The 21,792-nt window shown below is 70.7% G+C and carries 20 protein-coding genes; 6 read left to right on the forward strand and 14 right to left on the reverse strand.

Annotated elements, in window-relative coordinates; translation table 11 throughout:
* Nucleotides 1-53: 53 nt before the first annotated feature.
* From ACGFYY_RS27220 to ACGFYY_RS27250, 7 genes are all read right to left on the reverse strand, one after another.
* The gene (locus ACGFYY_RS27220; RefSeq protein ID WP_393713226.1) at nucleotides 54-695 is read right to left on the reverse strand and encodes a hypothetical protein; all 642 of its coding nucleotides are present in this window, start codon (nucleotides 693-695) and stop codon (nucleotides 54-56) included.
* A gap of 100 nt (nucleotides 696-795) precedes the next feature.
* Nucleotides 796-1,701 (reverse strand): hypothetical protein, encoded by a 906-nt coding sequence (locus ACGFYY_RS27225; protein WP_365264676.1) that lies wholly within the window; start codon nucleotides 1,699-1,701, stop codon nucleotides 796-798.
* Nucleotides 1,702-1,780: 79 nt separating this feature from the next.
* Nucleotides 1,781-2,872 (reverse strand): LOG family protein, encoded by a 1,092-nt coding sequence (locus ACGFYY_RS27230; RefSeq protein ID WP_393713229.1) that lies wholly within the window; start codon nucleotides 2,870-2,872, stop codon nucleotides 1,781-1,783.
* Nucleotides 2,873-2,898: 26 nt separating this feature from the next.
* A complete protein-coding gene (locus ACGFYY_RS27235) occupies nucleotides 2,899-3,972 on the reverse strand; it encodes a hypothetical protein (RefSeq protein WP_393713231.1) in 1,074 nt (357 codons plus the stop codon).
* Nucleotides 3,954-4,712, reverse strand: coding sequence for an ABC transporter ATP-binding protein (locus ACGFYY_RS27240; protein WP_393713233.1), 759 nt, complete (start codon nucleotides 4,710-4,712; stop codon nucleotides 3,954-3,956). The genes ACGFYY_RS27235 and ACGFYY_RS27240 overlap by 19 nt, the downstream gene beginning before the upstream one ends.
* 185 nt (nucleotides 4,713-4,897) lie before the next feature.
* On the reverse strand, nucleotides 4,898-6,259 hold the full coding sequence (locus ACGFYY_RS27245; protein ID WP_365264685.1) for an aspartate aminotransferase family protein: 1,362 nt from the start codon (nucleotides 6,257-6,259) through the stop codon (nucleotides 4,898-4,900).
* 3 nt (nucleotides 6,260-6,262) lie between these two features.
* On the reverse strand, nucleotides 6,263-6,766 hold the full coding sequence (locus ACGFYY_RS27250; protein WP_007266859.1) for an Lrp/AsnC family transcriptional regulator: 504 nt from the start codon (nucleotides 6,764-6,766) through the stop codon (nucleotides 6,263-6,265).
* Between the two features lie 169 nt (nucleotides 6,767-6,935).
* On the opposite strand from ACGFYY_RS27250, the gene ACGFYY_RS27255 reads away from it, so the two are divergent.
* The 3 genes from ACGFYY_RS27255 (at nucleotide 6,936) to ACGFYY_RS27265 (ending at nucleotide 10,189) form a co-directional block, all read left to right on the forward strand.
* Nucleotides 6,936-8,375, forward strand: a complete 1,440-nt coding sequence (locus ACGFYY_RS27255) for a gamma-aminobutyraldehyde dehydrogenase (protein WP_393713237.1) — start codon at nucleotides 6,936-6,938, stop codon at nucleotides 8,373-8,375.
* A 92-nt stretch (nucleotides 8,376-8,467) separates the two neighbouring features.
* Nucleotides 8,468-9,646, forward strand: coding sequence for a PotD/PotF family extracellular solute-binding protein (locus ACGFYY_RS27260; protein ID WP_393713239.1), 1,179 nt, complete (start codon nucleotides 8,468-8,470; stop codon nucleotides 9,644-9,646).
* 78 nt (nucleotides 9,647-9,724) lie between these two features.
* Nucleotides 9,725-10,189: a hypothetical protein gene (locus tag ACGFYY_RS27265; protein WP_393713241.1), complete on the forward strand. Its 465-nt coding sequence runs from the start codon at nucleotides 9,725-9,727 to the stop codon at nucleotides 10,187-10,189.
* A 3-nt stretch (nucleotides 10,190-10,192) separates the two neighbouring features.
* Here the strand turns inward: ACGFYY_RS27265 and ACGFYY_RS27270 are convergent, their stop codons facing one another.
* The 5 genes from ACGFYY_RS27270 to ACGFYY_RS27290 form a co-directional block, all read right to left on the reverse strand.
* Nucleotides 10,193-11,386, reverse strand: coding sequence for a serine hydrolase domain-containing protein (locus ACGFYY_RS27270; protein ID WP_393713243.1), 1,194 nt, complete (start codon nucleotides 11,384-11,386; stop codon nucleotides 10,193-10,195).
* Between the two features lie 147 nt (nucleotides 11,387-11,533).
* Nucleotides 11,534-12,211, reverse strand: coding sequence for a response regulator transcription factor (locus ACGFYY_RS27275; RefSeq protein ID WP_365264698.1), 678 nt, complete (start codon nucleotides 12,209-12,211; stop codon nucleotides 11,534-11,536).
* On the reverse strand, nucleotides 12,208-13,284 hold the full coding sequence (locus ACGFYY_RS27280; protein ID WP_393713334.1) for a sensor histidine kinase: 1,077 nt from the start codon (nucleotides 13,282-13,284) through the stop codon (nucleotides 12,208-12,210). The genes ACGFYY_RS27275 and ACGFYY_RS27280 overlap by 4 nt, the downstream gene beginning before the upstream one ends.
* Nucleotides 13,285-13,370: 86 nt before the next feature.
* Entirely contained in the window at nucleotides 13,371-14,060 is a 690-nt protein-coding gene (locus tag ACGFYY_RS27285) for a glycerophosphodiester phosphodiesterase (RefSeq protein WP_393713245.1), read from the reverse strand.
* Nucleotides 14,061-14,096: 36 nt separating this feature from the next.
* Nucleotides 14,097-15,122 (reverse strand): adenosine deaminase, encoded by a 1,026-nt coding sequence (locus ACGFYY_RS27290; protein ID WP_393713247.1) that lies wholly within the window; start codon nucleotides 15,120-15,122, stop codon nucleotides 14,097-14,099.
* 110 nt (nucleotides 15,123-15,232) lie between these two features.
* On the opposite strand from ACGFYY_RS27290, the gene ACGFYY_RS27295 reads away from it, so the two are divergent.
* Nucleotides 15,233-15,928 (forward strand): DUF4190 domain-containing protein, encoded by a 696-nt coding sequence (locus tag ACGFYY_RS27295; RefSeq protein ID WP_393713249.1) that lies wholly within the window; start codon nucleotides 15,233-15,235, stop codon nucleotides 15,926-15,928.
* Between the two features lie 12 nt (nucleotides 15,929-15,940).
* Here the strand turns inward: ACGFYY_RS27295 and ACGFYY_RS27300 are convergent, their stop codons facing one another.
* Nucleotides 15,941-17,530, reverse strand: coding sequence for a TROVE domain-containing protein (locus ACGFYY_RS27300; protein ID WP_393713251.1), 1,590 nt, complete (start codon nucleotides 17,528-17,530; stop codon nucleotides 15,941-15,943).
* 559 nt (nucleotides 17,531-18,089) lie between these two features.
* Nucleotides 18,090-18,644: an NADAR family protein gene (locus tag ACGFYY_RS27305; RefSeq protein ID WP_393713254.1), complete on the reverse strand. Its 555-nt coding sequence runs from the start codon at nucleotides 18,642-18,644 to the stop codon at nucleotides 18,090-18,092.
* Nucleotides 18,645-18,838: 194 nt separating this feature from the next.
* Here ACGFYY_RS27305 and ACGFYY_RS27310 point away from each other — a divergent pair, with 194 nt between their 5' ends.
* Both ACGFYY_RS27310 and ACGFYY_RS27315 read left to right on the forward strand, forming a co-directional pair.
* Nucleotides 18,839-20,356, forward strand: a complete 1,518-nt coding sequence (locus ACGFYY_RS27310; protein ID WP_393713256.1) for a gamma-aminobutyraldehyde dehydrogenase — start codon at nucleotides 18,839-18,841, stop codon at nucleotides 20,354-20,356.
* A gap of 69 nt (nucleotides 20,357-20,425) precedes the next feature.
* Nucleotides 20,426-21,676 (forward strand): spermidine/putrescine ABC transporter substrate-binding protein, encoded by a 1,251-nt coding sequence (locus ACGFYY_RS27315; protein WP_393713258.1) that lies wholly within the window; start codon nucleotides 20,426-20,428, stop codon nucleotides 21,674-21,676.
* Nucleotides 21,677-21,792 lie beyond the last annotated feature (116 nt).

A 21,792-nucleotide genomic window follows, 5' to 3' on the forward strand; every position in this document is an offset into this window, starting at 1 on the left:
ACCAGCATGCACGCGGCGTCCACAGGCCGCCTGCCGGAGTGAGGATCCCCAGGTCAGGGGGGTTCGGTGGGGGTCGGAGGGCGGTGGGCGGTGCCACGCCGGACGCGCAGGACGTACAGGCTGAGGATCAGGGCCCAGGCCGGGAACAGCATCTCCGACCAGGGCACTCCGGAACCGATCACGAGCAGGAGCAGGCCGACGACGGTGCCCAGCATGGCCAAGGGCTTCGGGAAGACGCCGAGCATCCGCCCGATGGTCGAGGTCGCGAGGACGAAGACGGCTGCCATCCGCATGGAGTACGTCGCGAGGAGGGTGTAGGCGTAGTGGCGGCCGAAGTCGGAGGGTGTCCCCTCGTTCAGCACGGTGCCCGCCGCCGCGGCGGAGGCGAACAGGGTGGCCACGAAGACGAATCCGCTGCCGAGGAACACGGTGGCGACGAACCGGTCCTCGGCCGCGCCCGTGTGCGCGCGCAGGGCGCCCATGAACCAGAGGAAGAAGATGCCCGCGAAGGGCACGATCTCCAGTGCCACTTGGACCGCCCAGCGCTTGTCCTGGTCCACGGGCAGGTCGGCCGTGTTGCCCGACGGGACGGCGATCCGCATCAGGACGATCGCCGCCCCGAGCAGCAGGGCGAAGGCGATTCCGGCCATCCCGGCCGCGCGTGGCGTATCGAGCCGATCGGTCGTGGGACTCACGAACCCCTCACTCTCTCCCCCGGTCCAGCAAGCGGCAGACACCGCCGCGCCACCACCGGGGGGCGGCCGACCGGGTGAGGGAACCCGGCCGGCCGACGGGTCAGCCGACCGGCTCCGGCACCGGGGTGGCGGCTCCCTCGTCGGCCCCCTCGTGCTTGCCGTACCAGGCGACCGCCACCGCTCCGGCGACGGCCATGACGAAGCCGAGGACCGCGAGCCAGGCCAGGCCGGCGCGGGAGGCGTCGCCGAGCCACAGGACGCCGATCGCGCCCGGCAGAACCGTCTCGCCGACGACCAGGGCCGCCGTGGCGCCGTTCACCGAGCCGATCTGGAGGGCGACCGTGTGCAGGTACATGCCGCCGATGCCCGCCACCAGGATGGCGTAGAGGGCCGGGTCGGTGAGGAAGGTGGTGAGGTCGAACGGGTCCACGCCGTTCAGGATCCGGACGCCGACACCGAGCGCGCCGAAGCCGAGACCCGACAGCAGGCCCGCCAGGATCGCGGCGCCGCCGCCGAGGAGGCGTACGGCCACGGTGCCGCCCACCATCAGCAGCAGGGTGATCCCCAGCAGCCACCAGTGGGTGGACATCGGGGCGTGGTGGCCGCCCTCGTGGCCCGCGGCCGTGGCCAACAGCACCAGCGCGGTGCAGACGACCCCGATCGAGGTCCATTCCTTACGACTCAGCCGGATGCCGAGCATCTTCACGCTCAGCACGGCGGTGATCACCAGGTTGGCGCTGATGACCGTCTGCGAGAGGAAGAGGGGCAGCAGGCGGGCGGCCAGGGCCCCGAGTCCGAAGCCCACGAAGTCCAGGATGGTGCCGACGATGAATTCCCAGGTCATCGCCGCTTTCGCGGTGGACGACAGATTGGGTCCGCCGTGGGCGGTCACTCCCGCGGCGGTCGGGGACATGCGAGCGGCGCGGCGCGAGCCGACGGCTTGCAGCACGGACCCCGTGCCGTAGCAGATGGACGCCGCGACAGCGGTCAGCAGGCCTATGAGCACCAAGGGCTCCGTTCACGTCTGGCAGGTTTTGCGTACCTCTGCCAGACGTCAGAACGGGCCGGAAAGTTGCTTCCCGGGCTCAGCTCATCGACGCGAGGACGTCCGGGACCTCGTCCACCGAGTCGACGAGCGCGATCCGGGACTCCATCGCACGGCCCCGCGCCAGTGCCCGGAGCAGCGGCCAGGCCGGCAGGTGCTCGGTCCAGTGGGTGCGGCCGACCAGGATCATCGGGGTCGGCTCGCCCCGGGACTCGTAGTAGTTCGGCGTGGCGTTGTCGAAGATCTCCTGGACCGTGCCCGCGGCGCCCGGCAGGAAGACCACGCCCGCGTTCGAGCGGGCCAGCAGACCGTCCTCGCGGGTGGCGTTCGCGAAGTACTTCGCGATGTGTCCGGCGAAGGCGTTCGGCGGCTCGTGCCCGTAGAACCAGGTCGGGATGCCCACCGAGTCCCCGCCGGCGGGGAACCGCTCGCGGACGGCGAAAGCCGCGCCCGCCCAATCGGACACCGACGGTTCGAAGGAGGGGGCCTTGGCCAGCACCTCCAGGGCTTCCGCGAGAGCCTCGTCCGGGGCCGGTGCCAGGTAGGCGCCGAGGTTGGCGGCCTCCATCGCACCGGGGCCGCCGCCGGTGGCCACCGTCAGCCCGGACCGGGTCAGCGCCCGGCCCAGTTCGGCCGCACCGCGGTAGCGCGTACCGCCGCGGGCCATGGCGTGGCCGCCCATCACGCCGACGACCCGGCGGCCCGCGAGGTGCTCGTCGAGGGCGTCGGAGACGGCGTCGTCATGGACGGAACGGAGCATCGAGGAGAAGACGTCCCCGTCGGACCTGGTCTCCTGGAACCAGGCGTACGCCTCGGCGTCCGGGGTGGCCTCGTACCCGTCGGGCAGCCCGGTGAAGAGCTCCTCCGGCGTGTAGAGCAGGCCCCGGTACGGGTTGAACGGCAGGTCCGGTACGGGAGGGAAGACCAGCGCGCCGTCGGCACGGACCTTCGCGGCCGCGTCGGGCTCCATCGGACAGCCCAGGAACACGGCCGTCGAGGTGTCCGCGGCGAGCAGCGCGAAGGTCCGCTCCAGCAGGTTGACCGACTGGATCCGGTAGCCGCTGAGCGAGCCGCGCGCCACGACCTGGTCGAATTCGGCGAGCGTCTCGATCTCGATGTCTGGGTTGACCATTCGGCCCACCCTAAGGGCTGCTCGGGTCAGCGGGTCAGTGCCAGCGACGTCAGCTGCGCCACACCCCAGCTGAGCGGTACGCACACGGCCAGGAGCGCGGTGGCCCGCAGACTCGCGGCGGTGCGCAGGACGTGGGACGGGGCGCCCAGGTCGAGCAGGGCCCTACGTCCGGGCTCCCGTCCATGGCGGGCCTCCACCACGGACGTGAGCAGGGTCGCGGCTGCGCACAGGGTGACCAGGGCGACGGCCGGCCAGGTCAGCGGGCCCAGCGGGACGGGCAGCCCGCCCCGGTCGCGCAGGGCGAACGCGGTCAGGGTGCCCGCGGCCACCGAGCAGAGCACGCCCAGCGGAGGGCCGATCCGCGGGGCCTCCTCCTGCAGGGTCCGCCCGGCCAGCAGCCGCAGCGCTCCCGGGCGCACGGCCTGGACGAGGCTTCCGCAGGCGTAGGCGAGCCCCGGTCCGGCGAGGGCGAGCCCGACCGCGGTCAGCGACCAGCCGACGAGCGTCCCGGCGTCGCCGCGGCCCGCGTACGCCGAGGCCGCGAGCCCGCAGGCGGTCAGCGCGATGCCCCAGGGAAGCCCGGCCTGGGGGGCCAGCGGCGGGTGCGGGCGCAGCGCGAGGGCGGTGGCGGCCGAGGCGGTCACCGGGATCAGGGCCAGCAGGGTGAGGGCGGCGGCCACCGGCAGCGGCTGGTCCGCGTGGAGCAGTGCGGCCCCGGTCCCGTCGAACGGCAGCCCCGCCAGTTCGCCCCGCAGGTGGAGGAAGACGGCCAGGGCCAGGGCGCTGCCCAGCGCGCAGGCGACGGCGGTGGAGATCGCGGCGGCCAGCGTGAGCCGAAGGGGTCCCAGCCCGGCGGCGTCGAGCCCCTCGCGGGGTCGGGTCGCGGGGTCGGCCCGGGCCACGACGACGGCGAAGTGGACGGTGACGGCCAGCGGGATCAGGGCCCACAGCAGGCGAGGGAACGATCCGGCGGGTTGGGCCACGGCCCCGGCCAGTACATAGAGGAGCAGGAAACCGGTTCCGGCCGAGGCCGCGGCGACGAGGAGCCGCCGCAGCTGGACGAGCGGACGGGAACCGCGGGCTAGGCGGAGAGCGAGCACGCGACCTGGTCCTCCGTGGTGTCGGCGACGGGGGACGCGGCGGCCGCGGCCCCCGCGAGGCGGCCGTCGAGCAGGGCGATCCGGCGGTCCGCGACGGCCGCGGTGGCCTCGTCGTGGGTGGCCAGCAGCACGGTGATGTCGTGGGAGCGGGCCGCGGTGGTCAGCGTACGGAGCAGCAGGGCCCGCTCGGTGCGGTGCAACGGGGCCGTGGGCTCGTCGGCGAAGATCACCGCGGGCTCGTTGACCAGGGCACGGGCGAGCGCGACCCGCTGGCACTCGGCACGGGTCAGGGCGCCGGGGCGCTTGCGGGCGAAGCCGGCGATGTCGAGTCGGTCCAGCCACTCGCAGGCGGCCTTGCGGGCGCTGCGGTGGGAGGCCCCGGCGAGCAGCAGGGGCAGGGCGGCGTTCTCCCAGACCTTCAGCTCGGGCAGCAGCTGGGGCTCGTGGCCGAGCCAGCCGAAGCGGTCGCGGCGCAGCCGTTCACGGAGGAGAGGGCCCATGGTGTGCACGGGCAGGCTGTTGAACCAGACCTCGCCCTCCTGGGGCCGCAGCTGTCCGGACAGGCAGCGGAGCAGGGTGGTCTTGCCGCAGCCGCGGGGGCCGGTCAGGGCGAGGATCTCGCCCTGACGAACACCGACGGAGACGTCGACGAGGGCGGGGGAGCGGTCGTGGGAGTAGTGAAGGGACCGAGCCCACAGGACGTCATTGTCAGGCGGGGCATTGTCCGGTGGAGCCACCATGGCGTACACCTCCGTCTGAGGGAACGAAGCGGAACCGGTCGAAGTCACTGGCGCCGCACTGAGATGTAAAGAGATGAACGTCTTGGACGGTGACAGCACACGGCCCGGACCCCCACGTTCTCACTCGAACGGAGGATCCGGGCCGGGTGGTCGGACCAGTGGAGCCGGGACGGCCTACGGCTCGGTTACAGCTTGGTCCATGCCTCGGTGAGCACCGAGCGCAGGATGCCTTCGATCTCGTCGAAGGTGCCCTGGTCGGCGATCAGCGGCGGCGCGAGCTGGATGACCGGGTCACCGCGGTCGTCGGCGCGGCAGTAGAGGCCGTTCTCGAAGAGCGCCTTGGAGAGGAAGCCGTAGAGCACGCGCTCCGTCTCCTCGTCCGTGAAGGACTCCTTGGTGTTCTTGTCCTTGACGAGCTCGATGCCGTAGAAGTAGCCGTTGCCGCGGACGTCGCCGACGATCGGCAGGTCGTGCAGCTTCTGCAGCGTCGAGAAGAAGGCGCCCTCGTTGTCCAGCACGTGCTGGTTGAGGCCTTCCTTGTCGAAGATGTCGAGGTTGGCCAGTGCCACCGCCGACGAGACCGGGTGGCCGCCGAAGGTGTAGCCGTGCAGGAAGGTGTTGTCACCCTTGTAGAAGGGCTCCGCGAGGCGGTCGGAGATGATGCAGGCGCCGATCGGGGAGTAGCCCGAGGTCATGCCCTTGGCGCAGGTGATCATGTCCGGCACGTAGTCGAACTTGTCGCAGGCGAACATCGTGCCCAGACGGCCGAACGCGCAGATCGTCTCGTCGGAGACGAGCAGGACGTCGTACTCGTCGCAGATCTCGCGGACCCGCTGGAAGTACCCGGGCGGCGGCGGGAAGCAGCCACCGGCGTTCTGCACGGGCTCCAGGAAGACGGCGGCGACGGTGTCGGCGCCCTCGAAGAGGATCTCCTGCTCGATCTGGTCGGCGCACCAGCGGCCGTAGGCCTCGGGGTCGTCGCCGTAGATCGGGGCGCGGTAGATGTTGGTGTTCGGCACCTTGTGCGCGCCGGGGACCAGCGGCTCGAAGGGGGCCTTCAGGGCCGGCAGACCGGTGATCGACAGGGCGCCCTGCGGGGTGCCGTGGTAGGCGACCGCACGCGAGATGACCTTGTACTTGGTGTGCTTGCCCTGGAGCTTGAAGTACTGCTTGGCGAGCTTCCACGCGGTCTCGACGGCCTCGCCGCCACCGGTGGTGAAGAAGACCTTGTTCAGGTCGCCCGGAGCGTAGTGGGCGAGGCGCTCGGCGAGCTCGACGGCCTTGGGGTGCGCGTACGACCAGATCGGGAAGAACGCGAGTTCCTGGGCCTGCTTGTAGGCGACCTCGGCCAGTTCCTTGCGGCCGTGACCGGCGTTGACCACGAAGAGGCCGGCGAGCCCGTCGAGGTAGCGCTTGCCCTTGTCGTCCCAGATGTAGGTGCCCTCACCACGCACGATGGTGGGGACGGGGGAGTTCTCGTACGAGGACATGCGGGTGAAGTGCATCCACAGGTGGTCGTACGCGGTCTTGGAGAGGTCCTGGCTCACGGGCTATCGAGTTCCCCACATGTAGGTCTGCTTCTTCAGCTTCAGATAAACGAAGCTTTCGGTTGATCGCACGCCGGGGAGCGTGCGGATCTTCTTGTTGATCGTTTCGAGCAGGTGGTCGTCGTCCTCGCAGACGATCTCCACCATCAGGTCGAACGACCCTGCGGTCATGACCACGTATTCGCACTCGGCCATGGCGGTCAGCGCGTCGGCCACCGGGTCGAGGTCGCCCTCGACGTTGATGCCGACCATGGCCTGGCGTCGCAGGCCCACGGTGAGCGGGTCGGTGACGGCGACGATCTGCATGACGCCCTGGTCGAGCAGTTTCTGCACCCGCTGACGCACGGCCGCCTCGGAGAGGCCCACGGCCTTGCCGATCGACGCATAGGGACGGCGACCGTCCTCCTGCAGTTGCTCGATGATCGCCAGGGACACAGCATCGACCGAAGGGGACGGTTGTCTGTTCCTGGAATCTGCGCTTCGACTGACCACGACCTCACTGTGCACGAGGGTCGTCTGTTCCGCAAGACGGAATCGATGAAATCCGTTGTTTGGAGACTCCGATCTCACCGATTTCGTAGGTAGTGGCCATCGGGTCTGTCGAAAGCCTCCGCCGAGGGGCTAGGCTTTGGTAAACGTCTCAATCGTTGGACATGTGATCAGGAGTGTGGCTGTAGTGACCACCGAACTGCGTCGTCTGCGCAACTACATCGGCGGGGAGTTCAAGGACGCCGCCGACGGGCGGACCACCGAGGTGGTCAACCCGGCCACCGGCGAGGTGTACGCCACCGCCCCGCTCTCGGGCCAGGCCGATGTGGATGCCGCCATGGCCGCTGCCGCGGCCGCCTTCCCGGGCTGGCGCGACACCACCCCCGCGGAGCGCCAGAAGGCCCTGCTGAAGATCGCGGACGCCTTCGAGGCGCGCGCGGACGAGCTCGTCGCCGCCGAGTCGGAGAACACCGGCAAGCCGCTGGGCCTCACGGCCAGCGAGGAGCTGCCCCCGATGGTGGACCAGATCCGCTTCTTCGCGGGTGCCGCACGGCTCCTGGAGGGCCGCTCGGCCGGCGAGTACATGGAGGGGATGACCTCGATCATCCGCCGTGAGCCGGTCGGCGTCTGCGCCCAGGTCGCGCCGTGGAACTATCCGATGATGATGGCCGTGTGGAAGTTCGCCCCGGCCATCGCGGCGGGCAACACCGTCGTGCTCAAGCCGTCGGACACCACCCCGGCCTCCACCGTGCTGATGGCGGAGATCATCGACTCGGTGCTGCCCAAGGGTGTCTTCAACGTCATCTGCGGTGACCGCGACACCGGCAAGGCCATGGTCGAGCACTCCACCCCGGCGATGGCCTCCATCACCGGCTCGGTGCGCGCCGGCATGCAGGTCGCCGAGAGCGCCTCCAAGGACGTCAAGCGCGTCCACCTGGAGCTCGGCGGCAAGGCCCCGGTCGTGGTCTTCGAGGACGCCGACATCGCCAAGGCCGTCGAGGACATCGCGGTCGCCGGTTACTTCAACGCCGGCCAGGACTGCACCGCCGCCACCCGTGTGCTCGTGCACGAGTCGATCCACGACGAGTTCGTGGCCGCGCTCGCCAAGGCCGCCGCGGACACGAAGACGGGTCAGCCGGACGACGAGGACGTGCTGTACGGCCCGCTGAACAACCCGAACCAGCTCAAGCAGGTCGCGGGCTTCATCGAGCGCCTCCCCGCCCACGCCAAGGTCGAGGCGGGTGGCCACCAGGTCGGCGAGAAGGGCTACTTCTACGCCCCGACCGTCGTCTCCGGCCTCAAGCAGGACGACGAGATCATCCAGAACGAGGTCTTCGGCCCCGTCATCACCGTCCAGTCCTTCGCGAACGAGGGTCAGGCCCTGGAGTACGCGAACGGCGTCGAGTTCGCCCTCGCCTCGTCCGTGTGGACCAAGGACCACGGCCGCGCGATGCGGATGTCCAAGAACCTCGACTTCGGCTGCGTGTGGATCAACACCCACATCCCGCTCGTCGCCGAGATGCCGCACGGCGGCTTCAAGAAGTCCGGCTACGGCAAGGACCTCTCCGCCTACGGCTTCGAGGACTACACGCGCATCAAGCACGTGATGACCTCGCTCGACGGCTGATCGGCCGCATCGATCACAGCACAGCGTTGACGGGGCGGGCAGTAGACAACATGTCTATTGCCCGCCCCCTCGCGTTCGCCGAGGCTGGGCCCATGCCTGAACTCGCCTTCTCCCGCCGTTCTGCGCTGTACGGCCTCGGTGCCGCGGGCCTGTCGGCCGCCCTCGTCGGCTGCGGCGTGCCCGCCGCCTACGTTCCCGAGGAAGGGCGCGAGGGTCCGGACCGTTCCGAGCGGGACCGCAGTGTCGTCTTCTCCAACTGGCCGCTCTACATCGACACCGACGAGGAGGACGAGGAGCGCCGCCCGACGTTGGAAGCCTTCTCGGAGCGGACCGGTATCGAGGTCCGGTACACCGAGGAGATCAACGACAACGACGAGTTCTTCGGCAAGGTCAGTCCGGCCCTGATGAACCGGCAGGAGACCGGCCACGACCTGATCGTGGTCAGCGACTGGATGGCCGCCCGCTTCGTCCACCTGGGCTGGGCCCAGAAGCTGGACCGCTCGGCCCAGCCCCACGTGAGCCGCCACCTCGACCCCCAACTGCGTTCCCCCGCCTTCGACGACGGCCGGCTGCACACCGTCCCCTGGCAGTCGGGGATCACCGGGATCGCCTACAACCGCAAGGCACTCGGCCGGGAGATCAAGTCGGTCAAGGACCTGTGGCAGCCGGACCTGGCGGGCAAGGTCACCCTCTTCTCCGGCCTGGACGAGTCCTTCGCCCTGCTGATGCAGGGTGACGGCGTGGACGTGACCCGCTGGACCGAGTCCGACTTCCACCGGATGTGCGACCAGGTCGAGAACATGGTGAAGAAGAAGCACATCCGCCGCTTCACCGGCAACGACTACACCTCCGATCTGAGCAAGGGCGACGTCCTCGCCTGCCAGGCCTACTCCGGTGACGCCATCCAACTCCAGGCCGACAACCCGGACATCGAGTTCGTCGTCCCCGAGGAAGGGGCCGAACTCTGGGCGGAGAGCCTGCTCGTCCCCAACCTGGCCCGGCACAAGGCCAATGCCGAGGCACTCATCGACCACTACTACGTCCCCGAGGTGGCCGCCTCCCTCGCCGCCTCCGTCAACTACGTCTGCCCCGTCCCCGCGGCCCGGGAGGTCCTGGCCGCCTCCGGCGACCCGGAGACCGCCGAACTCGCCGAGAACCCGCTGATCTTCCCGGACGACGACATGCGCAAGCGGCTGGTTGTGGCCAGGGACATCTCCTCCGTCGAGCGCCGGTCCCTCGCCAAGCGCTGGAACGCGATCGTCGGCCTCTGATCGAGCGCCCCACGGTGGTGTTGAACACGTTCAGGAATTTGGCTGAACGTGTTCAGAAATGGGCGTAGGCTTCCTTCCATGAGCGAGAGAAGCGCCCTTCAGCGGCGGATCCGTGCCTGGTTGACCCTGTTCCTGATCTGCCTGGTGCTCAGCGGTCTCACGGCCTTCCCCCTGGTCAGCGAGCTCCGTTGGGCCAACGCCCTGATCGACCACGCGTGGCTGCGACGGGTGGGCGACGGACTTGAGCGAGCCGACGCCGACTACCCCTTCCTTCTCTACGGAACCGACTGGCTCGCCTTCGCCCACCTCGTCATCGCCGTCTTCTTCTACGGGGTCCACCGCGACCCGGTCCGCAACATCTGGATCGTCGAAGCCGGCATGATCGCCTGCGCCGGAGTGATACCCCTGGCCCTGATATGCGGCCCGATCCGGGGCATCCCCTTCTGGTGGAGCGTCATCGACATGTCGTTCGGCGTCTTCGGGGTGATCCCCCTGCTGGTGCTGCGCCGCATGATCAAGCGCCTCGAGGCCCTGCCGGCCTGATGCCTACCGGGCGAAGGCCGCCATCACGATGCCCAGGGCCACCGGGTTCGTGTCCTGGCTCTTGGCATCCGTGGAGTTGACCGAGTAGACCAAGGTGCGGGACAGGTCCCGGGTCGCGCCCATGCCCGTGGTGTACCCGTACCGGCTACCGGACTTGCCCCACACCACCGTGCCGTCCGGCAGGGCGATCCTGGACAGACCCGCGGACATCGTGGCGTTCCTGCCATCGGTGAAGTCCTTCACCCGGGGGACCGTGAACATCTCCTCCAGCTGGGCCGCCGGCACGACCCGCCCACTGAACAGGGCCCCGGTGAACCGCTCCAGATCGGCCGAGGTCGAGATGATGTCCCCCGCCGCCCAGCGGTCCGAGGAGTTCCACTCGGTCACGTCCCGCAGCTCCCGGGAGCCGTCCGCCCCGACGATCGCCTGGTACCCGCGGTTGTGCGGACCGGGGATCCCCGTCTGCGTCCGGGAGGGGAAGGAGGTCTGGCGCAGACCGAGCGGCCTCAGGATCCGCCGCCCGACCGCCTCCTCGTACGAGGTTCCCGTCACCTTCTCCACGAGCACGCCCAGCACGGTGTAGTTGATGTTCAGATAGTGCTGGGCCGTGCCCGGGGCGAACTCCCGCTTCTTCGCCAGGGCATCGGCCAGCTGGTCGTGCGGATCGGTCACGTCGAAGCGGTGCTCCCACTGCGCCTGGAACGAGTCGCCCGGGCCGTCCGCAGCCGGTATCCCGCTCGTGTGGTTGAGCAACTGCCTCACGGTGACCGCCCCATAGGAATCGGGGACGGTCCCGGGCAGGTACCGCCGGACCGGACCGTCCAGGTCCACCCGGCCCTCGGCCGCCAGCTGCAGCACCACCGCCGCGGTGAAGGTCTTGGTCACCGACCCCGCCCGGAACCGCCCCTGCTCGACGGCCGCCCGCCCCGTGACGATGTCCGCGACACCGGAACCGCCCCGCCAGCCGCCGCTCGTCCCCCCGACCCGGACCACCGCGGCGGTCGCGTCCTTGTTCTCCGGCCCGAGACCGGCGATCGCCCGTTCCAGCGCCGCGGCATTCGGCGGGGCGCAGAAGTGGGGCGCGAGAGTCACGACCCCCGCAGGGGCGGGAGCCGGCGCCGCGTGTGCGACGACGGGTCCGGACGCGATGCCCAGAACCAGAGCGGCGGCGATCAGCGTGCGCGTGCGTGCCTTCATGACGCAATCCCCCTGTGAGTTCACCGGACCACTGCGGCCCCGATGACTCAATGCTCCCCCTCACAGGGGTCGTTGCGGATCACCGACAAGAGGGGTCTTCACCGGTACGACAACTCACCGGCGCGAGGGAGACGACACGCCGCCTCCTCACTCCCCGGAGGGAGTACCCGCCGCGATCAGGCCCGTCTCGTACGCGCAGATCACCGCTTGGATCCGGTCCCGCAGCCCCAGCTTCGCCAGCACGTTCCCCACGTGCGACTTCACCGTGTGCTCGCTCACCACCAGCGCCGCCGCGATCTCCGCGTTCGACAGCCCCCGCCCCAGATGCAGCAGGGTCTCCCGCTCCCGCGCCGTCAGCACCCCCAGCCGGTCCGCCGACAGCTCGGGCCGCGCCGCCGCCCCCGTCACCGCCGTGTACTCCTCGATCAGCCGGCGCGCCACCGAGGGCGCCAGCAGCGACTCGCCCGCCGCCACCACCCGCACCGCGTGCACCAGGTCGTCCCGCCGCACGTCCTTCAGCAGGAACCCGCTCGCCCCCGCGTGCAGCGCCTCGTACACGTACTCGTCCGAGTCGAAGGTCGTCAGCATCACCGTGCGGCACGCGCTCCCGGACGAGATCGTCCGGCACGCCTCGATCCCGTCCAGCACCGGCATCCGGATGTCCAGCAGCGCCACGTCCGGCGCGAGCCGGGCCACCGCCTCCACCGCCGCCGCGCCGTCCCCGACCTCCGCCACGACCTCGATGTCCTCCTGGACGTCCAGGATCATCGCGAAGCCGCTGCGCACCAGCTCCTGGTCATCGGCCACCACCACGCGGATCGTCAATGCGCCACCCCCAGCGGCGAGGTTACAAGCTCGACCCGCACCGAGAACCCCCGCCCGTCCGGTCGCGGACCGGTGCACGCCGTGCCACCGTGCGCCGCCGCCCGCTCGCGGATGCCGATCAGCCCGTGCCCGCCCGAGGCGCCCCCGGGTCCGCGGCCGTCGTCCGTGACCGTCACCGTGAGCGTGCCCGGTCCGTACGCGAGCACGACGTCCGCCGCCGCGGCCCCGGCGTGCTTGACCACGTTGGTCAGGGCTTCCTGCACCACCCGGTACACGGTCGCCTCCAGCGCGGCCGGCAGCTCGCGCACCGCGCCGGTCCGTTCGTACGACACCCGCAGCCCGCCGGCCCGTACCCGGTCCACCAGCTCCGCCAGCCCTGCGATCCCCGGTTGCGGGCTCCGGGGCGCGGCTTCGTCGGTGCGCAGCACACCCAGCATCGCGCGCAGCTGCGCCATCGCCTCCCGCCCCGTCTCGGCGATCGCCTCGAAGGCCGCCTCGGCCCGCTCCGGTGCTCTGCGCACGGCCACCGGGCCGGCCTCCGCCTGCACGATCATGATGCTGACCGCGTGCGAGAGGATGTCGTGCATCTCCCGCGCGATCCTGGCCCGTTCGCGTGCGGCGGCCTGCTCCGCCTCGATCCGGTTGGCCCGCTCCAGTTCGGCGGCACGGGCCTCCACGGCCGCCGTGTACGCCTGCCGCGTGTGCTGGAGCCGTCCCAGGGCGTAGGCCGCCGCCGACACGAAGAGCGTGAACAGCAGCTCCCGCGCCGTCCCCGTCTCCCAGCGCATCGACAGCGCGACCAGCGCCAGGGAGGCGAGCACCACCGCCGCCCGGACCCGCAGGGTGCACCGGAGGGCGACCGTGTAGAAGGCGATGAGGCCCGCGTACGGCAGCGGTTGGCCGGGCCCGTCGACGGCGACCTCGTAGATCCCGCCGAGGGCCAGGATGGCCACCAGGACGCCCACCGGTGCCCGCCGACGCCAGATCAAGGGCAGCACGGCCGCCGTGGTCATCGCGTACGAGGCCCAGGTCACGGGAGGGAGATCGGGCGACCGCGGCACGACGAACGGCATCGTGACGGCCAGCTGCACCAGCAGGGTCAGGCCCAGGTCCTGCCACCGCGGATCGGCGTCCCGGATGCCATCCCGGAAGGCCCGTATCACCGCCCGAGACCGGCCCGTACGGCCGCCAGCGCGTCCAACCGGTTCGTGGTGATCGAGTCGACCCCCGCCGCGACGAGGCCCTTCATCGTCCGACGGGTGTCCGCGGTCCAGGCCGACACCAGCAGGCCGTCCCGGTGGAGCGCGTCCACCAACTCCCGACTCACCAGCCCGAAGCGGTAGTTGAGCCAGCGCGGCGCCATGGCGTCGATCAGCGCCCGCCGCGGCGGTGAGAGCGAGGTCCAGGTCAGCGCGATCTCCGCGCCCGGATCGGCGGCGCGGACCGCCAGCATGGTGTTCGGGCCCGCGCAGTAGTACGTGCGCTCGCGTGCCCCGCACTCGCGGACCTCGCCCACCACGATGCGTACCGCTTCCGGCGTGGCGCCGGGCAGGTCGAGCATCAGCCGGCCGGCCCCGGCGACCGCCAGGGCGTCGCGCAGCGTGGGGACCCCGCCCAGCGTCAGCCCCTTCAGCTGCGGGGCCGTGACGTCGTCGAGGCGGACGTCGTGGCCCCACAGCCGTTGGAGCGTCTCGTCGTGGAGCAGGACCGGCACCCCGTCCCGGGTCAGCCGTACGTCGATCTCGACGGCGTCCGCCCCGCGCGCGAACGCGGACCGGATCGAGGCCAGGGTGTTCTCACGGACACGGTAGGGATCGCCGCGGTGGCCGACGGCAGTCAGAGTGCTCATGTCCCCATTCTCAGGGGCGCAGTTGTCGGGCAGGCGTCAGCGCGCGAGCCAGTCGGCGGTGTACGCGTCGATCTCCGCGCTCAGCTTCGCCTTGCCGGCCGGGTCCAGGAACGAGGCCTCGACGGCGTTCTTGGCGAGCTGCGCGAGCCCGCGCTCGTCGAGGTCGAGGAGGCGGGCGGCCACCGCGTACTCGTTGTTGAGGTCGGAACCGAACATCGGCGGGTCGTCGCTGTTGATGGTGACGAGCACGCCCGCCGCGACCATGTCCTTGACCGGGTGCAGGTCCAGGTCGGTCACCGCGCGGGTGGCGATGTTGGAGGTGGGGCAGACCTCCAGCGCGATCCGGTGCTCGGCGAGGTACGCGAGCAGTTCCGGATCCTGGGTGGCGCTGGTGCCGTGGCCGATGCGCTCGGCGCCGAGCTCGCGGATGGCGTCCCAGATCGTCTCCGGGCCGGTGGTCTCACCGGCGTGCGGGACGCTGTGCAGACCGGCGGCGCGGGCGGCGTCGAAGTACGGCTTGAACTGCGGGCGCGGGACGCCGATCTCGGGGCCGCCGAGGCCGAAGGAGACCAGGCCCTCGGGGTGCAGGTCGACGGCGAGCCGGGCGGTCTCGGCGGCGGCCTCCAGGCCGGCCTCGCCGGGGATGTCGAAGCACCAGCGCAGGATGACGCCGAGTTCGGTCTCGGCGGCCTTGCGGGCGTCCTCGATGGCCTCCATGAAGGCCTTCTCGTCGATGCCGCGGCGGGTGGAGGAGTACGGGGTGACGGTCAGCTCGGCGTAGCGGATGTTCTGCCGGGCCATGTCGCGGGCGACTTCGAAGGTGAGGGTGCGCACGTCGTCCGGGGTGCGGACCAGGTCGACCACCGACAGGTAGACCTCGATGAAGTGCGCGAAGTCGGTGAAGACGAAGTAGTCGGCGAGGGCCTCGGGGTCGGTGGGGACCTTGGAGTCGGGGTGCCGGGAGGCGAGCTCGGCCACGATGCGCGGGGATGCCGAGCCGACGTGGTGGACGTGGAGTTCGGCCTTGGGCAGCCCCGCGATGAAGGGGTGCAGGTCGGTCATGGGGGTGCCTCCGGGAGGACGCGGGTGCGGGCAGGTCGGGATTCATCGTAGGCACGCCCGTGACTGTCGGTGGCAGCGCTTAGCATGGCTGTACGAGAGGGGGGCGCCGTATGACCGACAGCAGTCCCGAGCCGCGAGACCCGTGGGCGCCGCCGGAGCGGCCTCCGGTCGAGCTGGGCAAGCCGCAGGGTGGGCAGGGCACGCCGGGCGTGTCGGGCCCGCCGTCCGTGCACGACCAGCCGACCCTCGCCGGGATGCCGGGCGACCAGTTCGCCCCGCCCACCCCGGCCCCCGTACCGACGCCCACGCCGACCCCGCACCCGATGACCGGGCCGCCCGCGTCCGCGGCGTACGGGTATCCGGCCCAGCCCGGCTACGGATACCCGGGCGACGCGGGATACCCCGCGCAGCCCGGCCCGCCGGGATACCCCGGATATCCGGGGTACCAGGCATACCCCGGCCAGGGCGGATATCCGGCCTACGGGGTGCAGCGCAGCAACGGCTTCGGCATCACCGCGCTCGTCCTCGGGATCCTCGCGGTCATCGGCTGCATCACCAGCTTCTTCGCCGTGGCGCTCGGGATAGCCGCGGTCGTCTTCGGCACCCTGGGCCGCGGCAAGGCGAACCGCGGTGAGGCCGACAACGGCGGGATGGCACTCGCCGGCATCATCCTGGGCGCCATCGGCATCCTGCTGGGCGCCCTGATGATCGCGGTCATGTTCATCGGCCTCATGAACGGGGACGCCGGAGACGACTCGCCCTACGACAGCCCCTACGACAACTCCCAGGTGCGCGAGAAGGTCTGACCGGACCGTCCCTCAGGATGCCCACGGCCAGTCGGCGTCACGGCCGGACTCGATCAGGGACACCATGCGGAAGGCCCCGTCGGTGAGCCCGCCGAAGGCGTGCCGGTTCGCGGTACCGGAGGGCGCGTGCCCCGCCCGGTAGCCGGCCAGGTTCCAGGTGTAGACGGGAACCGTGGGCGGCACCTCGACGGTCGGGTCGCCGCCGTAGCCGTACGAGGCGGCCTGCTCGTCGGTGACGATCAACACCCGGTCGTGGTCCCGGTAGTACTTCTTCACGGCCTTGGCCGTGTAGGTGCCGCCGAGCTGCCCGAACCGCTCCAGCACCTTCAGTACGGACTCGCCGCGGTCGTACCGGACCGCCTCGCTGGTCGTGCCGAACTGCACCAGGTCGGCCTGCTCCGCCCGCAGTGCCAGCGCCGTACCGAAAATGGCCGCGGCGTCGGCCCGGTTGAGCTCGGAGCGGTCCGACAGCGGGGACCACATCGACCCGGACCGGTCGACGAGGACCAGCGTCCGGCCCGGCAGCGCCGGTACGTTGGACAGCGAGTGGCCGAGCGCCTGCTCCAGCGGGTACGACCAGCGCAGCGAGGACGCGTGCTGATAGGCGGCCAGGTACCGGAAGGGGAACTGCCGGGACCGGGCGACGACCTCCGGGTCGGAGATCCTCGCCGCGACCCGCGCCGCCACCGCGTCCGAGACCCCGGCCCGGTCGAAGTTGCGCAGGTTGCGCAGCAGAGCCATCGCACCCATCGACGGGATGACGGCCTCCCAGGCGGCCGCGTCCATCGGCCCCTGCAGCCAGCCCGCCAACGATTCCCAGGTCATGCCCGCCGCCGCGAGCCGCTCGGCCCCGTCCGGGGCGAGGACCACGGCACGCCGCTCGGCGACCGGCAGATCCATCAGCGCCCGGTGCGCGACCAGGGTGCGGTTGCCCGCCGGGACCTGCGCGTCCTCCGGGTTGTGCCTGCGGTCGAGGGTGTGGCGGAACAGCTCGCCCTGCCACGGCTTGGCCGGGTCGGGGGAGGCGTGCACGAGGTTGAGGACGTCACCGAAGCGGTAGGCCTTGGAGTCGGTGTCGTACTTCAGGAGCGAGGTGGCGGAGTAGAGCCGGCGTACGGCGTCGGCGATTCCGCGCTTGACGGGCTTGGGAACGTTGCGCCCGTACGTCGACGTCCAGTATGCCAGCAGCTCACCGGGCTCGTCCGCGCGCCGCAGTACGGAGTCGACCACCTGACGGTTCGAAGGCCCCTCGGTGGCCCCCGCCTCCAGCCGCGCCTTGACGTATTCGGCCGCGCCGACGAGCGAGGCGGTCCGCATGTTCGCGTCCCCGCGGAGCCAGCCCAGCAGGCCGGCCGTCCACGCGGGGTCCTCGACGGCGAGGGTGCGTACGAGCGCCGCGAACCGATCGTCGCGCGCCCCGCCGCTCTCGTACGCGGTCCGCTGCGTCACGAAGTTGGCGACCGCGAGCAGGAACAGCTCGGAGCGCGGGTCGCGCAGGTGGCCCGGGCCGCCCTCGGCGGTGCGGGCGGGCGCGGTGGAGCGGACCGGCGAAGTGGGCGCGACGGGCCCCGATTTGGGCGCGCGCAGGTTGAAGCGAGACATGTGAATCCCCCCGAATTCGATGGAAGCGGGGGAGGCGTTGCGTGAGGGATGCCCGAGATCAGGAGTCGGCGGCGGACTTTATGCCCGACGAGCTACCTGACTGCTCCACCGGCCCGTTCCCTCACGGGTGACGGGCCGGGTGGGATTCGAACCCACGACCTCCGGGTCCCCAGAAGTAACCGTCGCCTGCGCACCGGGCATCCCCCACGCGGGCCTCCCGAGATCAAGGTGGCGGCGGCCTGGGTTTCTTTGCAAAAGAAGGAGCCGCAGCCTGCGCACCGGGAGGTGCGTGACGTAGGTGTCCAGAGGTCACGGTCGGCGAAACCACAAGGTGCTCTACCAGCTGAGCTACACCGGCATGAAGCCGGTGACGGGACTCGAACCCGCGGCCGCCCGATTATGAGTCGAAGTAGGTCTCGCCTTCGCACCTGGACGAGGATCACGGTAGGCGGCCCGCCCGGGATGCCGCCACGCATTTACGTCGGACCCGCCTACCTCGGACCCGCCTACCTCGGACCCGCGTCCCGGACGATCACGGCGGCGACCCGGCGCCGCTCCGTCACGCCCCGTCCCGCCGGAGCCGCTCCCGGGCCTCCATCAGCGCGAAGCCCAGCAGGTTCAGCCCGCGCCAGCGGGCCGGGTCCAGGGCGCGCTCGTCGTCGGCCGCCAGCCCGATGCCCCAGATCCGGTCCATCGGGCTGGCCTCCACCAGCACCCGCTCCCCGGTCCCCAGCAGGTACCCGGCCAGCGCCGGGTCCGAGCCGAACTTGTGCACGCTGCCCTCCACCACCAGGGCGAAGCGCTCGCGCTCCCATATCTCGTTGTCGAAGCCGCGCACGAGGCGCCCGACCTTCTTGGCCTCCGCCGGGCTCTTCGCCGCCACCGCCGCCCGCTCCGCCTCGGCGTCGCCGAAGAGCCGGGCCTTTCCGGCCATCATCCAGTGCTCCGCGGTCGCATATCGGACGTCACCGACAGTGAAAGAAGCGGGCCACCACTGGCTCAGGCAGCTGGGACCGAGCCTGCCGTCCGGCTGCGGGCGGTGCCCCCAGAACGGCAGGTACTTCACCCGCTCACCACGGCTGACCTGCTTGATCAGTTCGTCGATCATCTCCATGCACGCGAGTCTGGCAGTCGCCACTGACACTTCGTACGGGTTTTTCGGTGTGCCTCGACACATGGTCGACCGATTCCGTCGCGTAATCAAAGAGCAACAACGGAATCACTTGGCCGAGGGCATCACCTCTGCCAGGATCGGCACTCAATTCGAGCTGTAGCTCGAACTGTAGCTACGGAGAGCGTGAGAGCGTTATGGGCAACCGCTTCCAGGTCAAAGACCGCTTCGCGGACGGCGCACAGTACATCGACGGGCACCTGAGGCCCGGCAGCTCCGGACAGTCACACACGGTGATCGACCCGGCCACCGGCGACGAGGTCCTGACCTACGAACTCGCGAGCACCGCGGACGTCGACGAGGCCGTCGCCGCCGCCAAGAGAGCCTTCCCGGGCTGGTCCGGAGCCACCCCGGGCGAGCGGTCGGACGCCCTGCACAAGCTGGCCGCCGTACTGGCCGAGCAGGCGGAGGACTTCGCGTACGCCGAGTCCCTCCAGTGCGGCAAGCCGATCAAGCTGTCCACGGAGTTCGACGTACCGGGGACCATCGACAACACCGCCTTCTTCGCGGGCGCCGCCCGGCACCTCCAGGGGCAGGCGGCCGCCGAGTACTCGGGCGACCACACCTCGTACGTACGCCGTGAGGCCATCGGGGTCGTCGGCTCGATCGCACCCTGGAACTATCCGCTCCAGATGGCTGCCTGGAAGATCCTTCCGGCGATCGCCGCGGGCAACACCGTCGTGCTCAAGCCCGCCGAGCTGACCCCGCTGACCTCCCTGATGTTCGCGCAGGCCGCCAAGGACGCGGGCCTGCCCGACGGCGTGATCAACATCGTCACCGGCGCCGGCCGGGAAGCCGGCGAGCACCTCGTGGGCCACCCCGACGTGGTGATGACCTCCTTCACCGGCTCCACCGCCGTCGGCAAGCGGGTCGCCGAGATCGCCACCGCCACCGTCAAGCGGCTCCACCTGGAGCTCGGCGGCAAGGCCCCCTTCCTCGTCTTCGACGACGCCGACCTGGAGGCCGCCGCGCACGGCGCCGTCGCCGCCTCCCTCATCAACACCGGCCAGGACTGCACGGCCGCCACCCGCGCCTACGTCCAGCGTCCCCTGCACGACGCCTTCGTCGCCCGGGTGGCCGAGCTGATGGAGAGCGTCCGCCTCGGAGACCCCTTCGCACCCACCACCGACCTCGGCCCGCTGGTCTCGCACGCCCAGCGCGACCGGGTCGCCGCCTTCGTCGACCGGGCCCGCGGCTACGCCACCGTCGTCACCGGCGGCGAGATCCCGGCCGGCGACCTGGCCGAGGGCGCGTACTACCGGCCCACCCTCATCGCCGACGCGGCCCAGGACAGCGAGGTCGTCCAGTCCGAGATCTTCGGTCCGGTCCTCGTCGTCCTGCCCTTCGACACCGACGACGAGGGCATCGCGCTGGCCAACGACACCCCGTACGGACTCGCCGCCTCCGCCTGGAGCCGCGACCTCTACCGGGCGAACCGGGCCACCCGCGAGATCAAGGCGGGCTGCGTCTGGGTCAACGACCACATTCCGATCATCAGCGAGATGCCCCACGGGGGCTACAAGGCCAGCGGCTTCGGAAAGGACATGTCGGCCTACTCCTTCGAGGAGTACACGCAGGTCAAGCACGTGATGTACGACAACACCGCGGTGGCCGAGAAGGACTGGCACCGCACGATCTTCGGGGACCGTCCGTAACCACCCGCGGCCGACGCCGCATGGGCCCACCGCCTGACCAGCGGTACACCTCCCGAAAGGGCACAGCGCATGGAGCAGTTCGAGCCCGACCGCCTCTCGGCGGCGCAACTCGCCGCGATGCGGCGCAGCCTCACCAGCGGGCGCGGCGCCCTCACCCGCCGCTCGTTGCTGCGCGCCTCCGGAGTCGGAGCGCTCACCCTCGGAGGGCTGTCCGCCCTCACCGCGTGCGGGATCCCGCCCGCCAAACGTGAGGGCGACGCGGCCGCGGCCTCCGACGACCACTCGGCCCAGGAGAAGGAGATCAACTTCTCCAACTGGACCGAGTACATGGACACCAGCGAGGACGAGAAGAGCCGTCCCACGCTGGAGGAGTTCACCAAGCGGACCGGCATCAAGGTCAAGTACACCGAAGACATCAACGACAACGTCGAGTTCTTCGGCAAGATCCGCCCCCAGCTCGCGGCCGGCCAGGACACCGGCCGCGACCTGATCGTCGTCACCGACTGGCTCGCCGCCCGCATCATCCGCCTCGGCTGGGCGCAGAAGCTGGACCCCGCACACCTCCCGCACGCCTACGCCAACCTGATCCCGCAGTTCCGCACCCCGGACTGGGACCCGGGACGGTCCTACAGCTACCCGTGGACCGGCATCGACACCGTCATCGCCTACAACGAGAAGGCGACCGGCGGCAAGAGGGTCGACTCCGTCACCCAGCTGCTCGACGACCCCTCCCTCAAGGGCCGCGTCGGCTTCCTCACCGAGATGCGTGACAGCGTCGGCATGACCCTGCTCGACCAGGGCAAGGACCCGGCGACCTTCACCACCGCCGACTTCGACGAGGCCGTCGGCCGGCTCCAGAAGGGCGTGGACAAGAACCAGATCCGCCGCTTCACCGGCAACGACTACACGTCCGACCTGGACAAGGGCGACCTCGCCGCCTGCCTCGCCTGGGCCGGGGACATCATCCAGCTCCAGGCCGGCAATCCGGACATCAAGTACGCCATCCCCGCCCCCGGATACATCACCTCCAGCGACAACCTGCTGGTCCCCGCCAAGGCCCGGCACAAGGCCAACGCGGAGAAGCTCATCGACTTCTACTACGAGCCCGAGGTCGCCGCCCAGCTGGCCGCGTACATCAGCTACGTCTGCCCGGTCGAGGGCGTCAAGGACGAACTGGCCAAGATCGATCCCGCGCTCGCGGACAACCCCCTGATCGTCCCGGACAAGGCGATGGCCGCCAAGGCCCACGCCTTCCGCTCCCTCACCAGCGAGGAAGAGACGGCGTACGAGGAGAAGTTCGCCAAGCTCATCGGCGCCTGACGCACGCCGCGCGGCGAGCCGATCCCGCCGGACCGCGACCCGACCGCCGGACCCCTCCGGCGGCGGCGCGGCCGGCCGACTCCGCCGAGCCTCCGACCCCTTGCCCCACCCAACCC

The sequence above is a fragment of the Streptomyces sp. NPDC048331 genome, assembly GCF_043201215.1.
Lineage (GTDB): Bacteria > Actinomycetota > Actinomycetes > Streptomycetales > Streptomycetaceae > Streptomyces.

What these genes read in the sequence shown, in the direction of transcription:
- ACGFYY_RS27230 (WP_393713229.1), bottom strand. Translation starts at nt 2,872, where the DNA reads ATGGTCAACCCAGACATCGAGATCGAGACGCTCGCCGAATTCGACCAG.
- ACGFYY_RS27240 (WP_393713233.1), bottom strand. Translation starts at nt 4,712, where the DNA reads ATGGTGGCTCCACCGGACAATGCCCCGCCTGACAATGACGTCCTGTGG.
- ACGFYY_RS27260 (WP_393713239.1), top strand. Translation starts at nt 8,468, where the DNA reads ATGCCTGAACTCGCCTTCTCCCGCCGTTCTGCGCTGTACGGCCTCGGT.
- ACGFYY_RS27265 (WP_393713241.1), top strand. Translation starts at nt 9,725, where the DNA reads ATGAGCGAGAGAAGCGCCCTTCAGCGGCGGATCCGTGCCTGGTTGACC.
- ACGFYY_RS27270 (WP_393713243.1), bottom strand. Translation starts at nt 11,386, where the DNA reads ATGAAGGCACGCACGCGCACGCTGATCGCCGCCGCTCTGGTTCTGGGC.
- ACGFYY_RS27280 (WP_393713334.1), bottom strand. Translation starts at nt 13,284, where the DNA reads ATGCCGTTCGTCGTGCCGCGGTCGCCCGATCTCCCTCCCGTGACCTGG.
- ACGFYY_RS27285 (WP_393713245.1), bottom strand. Translation starts at nt 14,060, where the DNA reads ATGAGCACTCTGACTGCCGTCGGCCACCGCGGCGATCCCTACCGTGTC.
- ACGFYY_RS27290 (WP_393713247.1), bottom strand. Translation starts at nt 15,122, where the DNA reads ATGACCGACCTGCACCCCTTCATCGCGGGGCTGCCCAAGGCCGAACTC.
- ACGFYY_RS27295 (WP_393713249.1), top strand. Translation starts at nt 15,233, where the DNA reads ATGACCGACAGCAGTCCCGAGCCGCGAGACCCGTGGGCGCCGCCGGAG.
- ACGFYY_RS27300 (WP_393713251.1), bottom strand. Translation starts at nt 17,530, where the DNA reads ATGTCTCGCTTCAACCTGCGCGCGCCCAAATCGGGGCCCGTCGCGCCC.
- ACGFYY_RS27305 (WP_393713254.1), bottom strand. Translation starts at nt 18,644, where the DNA reads ATGGAGATGATCGACGAACTGATCAAGCAGGTCAGCCGTGGTGAGCGG.
- ACGFYY_RS27310 (WP_393713256.1), top strand. Translation starts at nt 18,839, where the DNA reads ATGGGCAACCGCTTCCAGGTCAAAGACCGCTTCGCGGACGGCGCACAG.
- ACGFYY_RS27315 (WP_393713258.1), top strand. Translation starts at nt 20,426, where the DNA reads ATGGAGCAGTTCGAGCCCGACCGCCTCTCGGCGGCGCAACTCGCCGCG.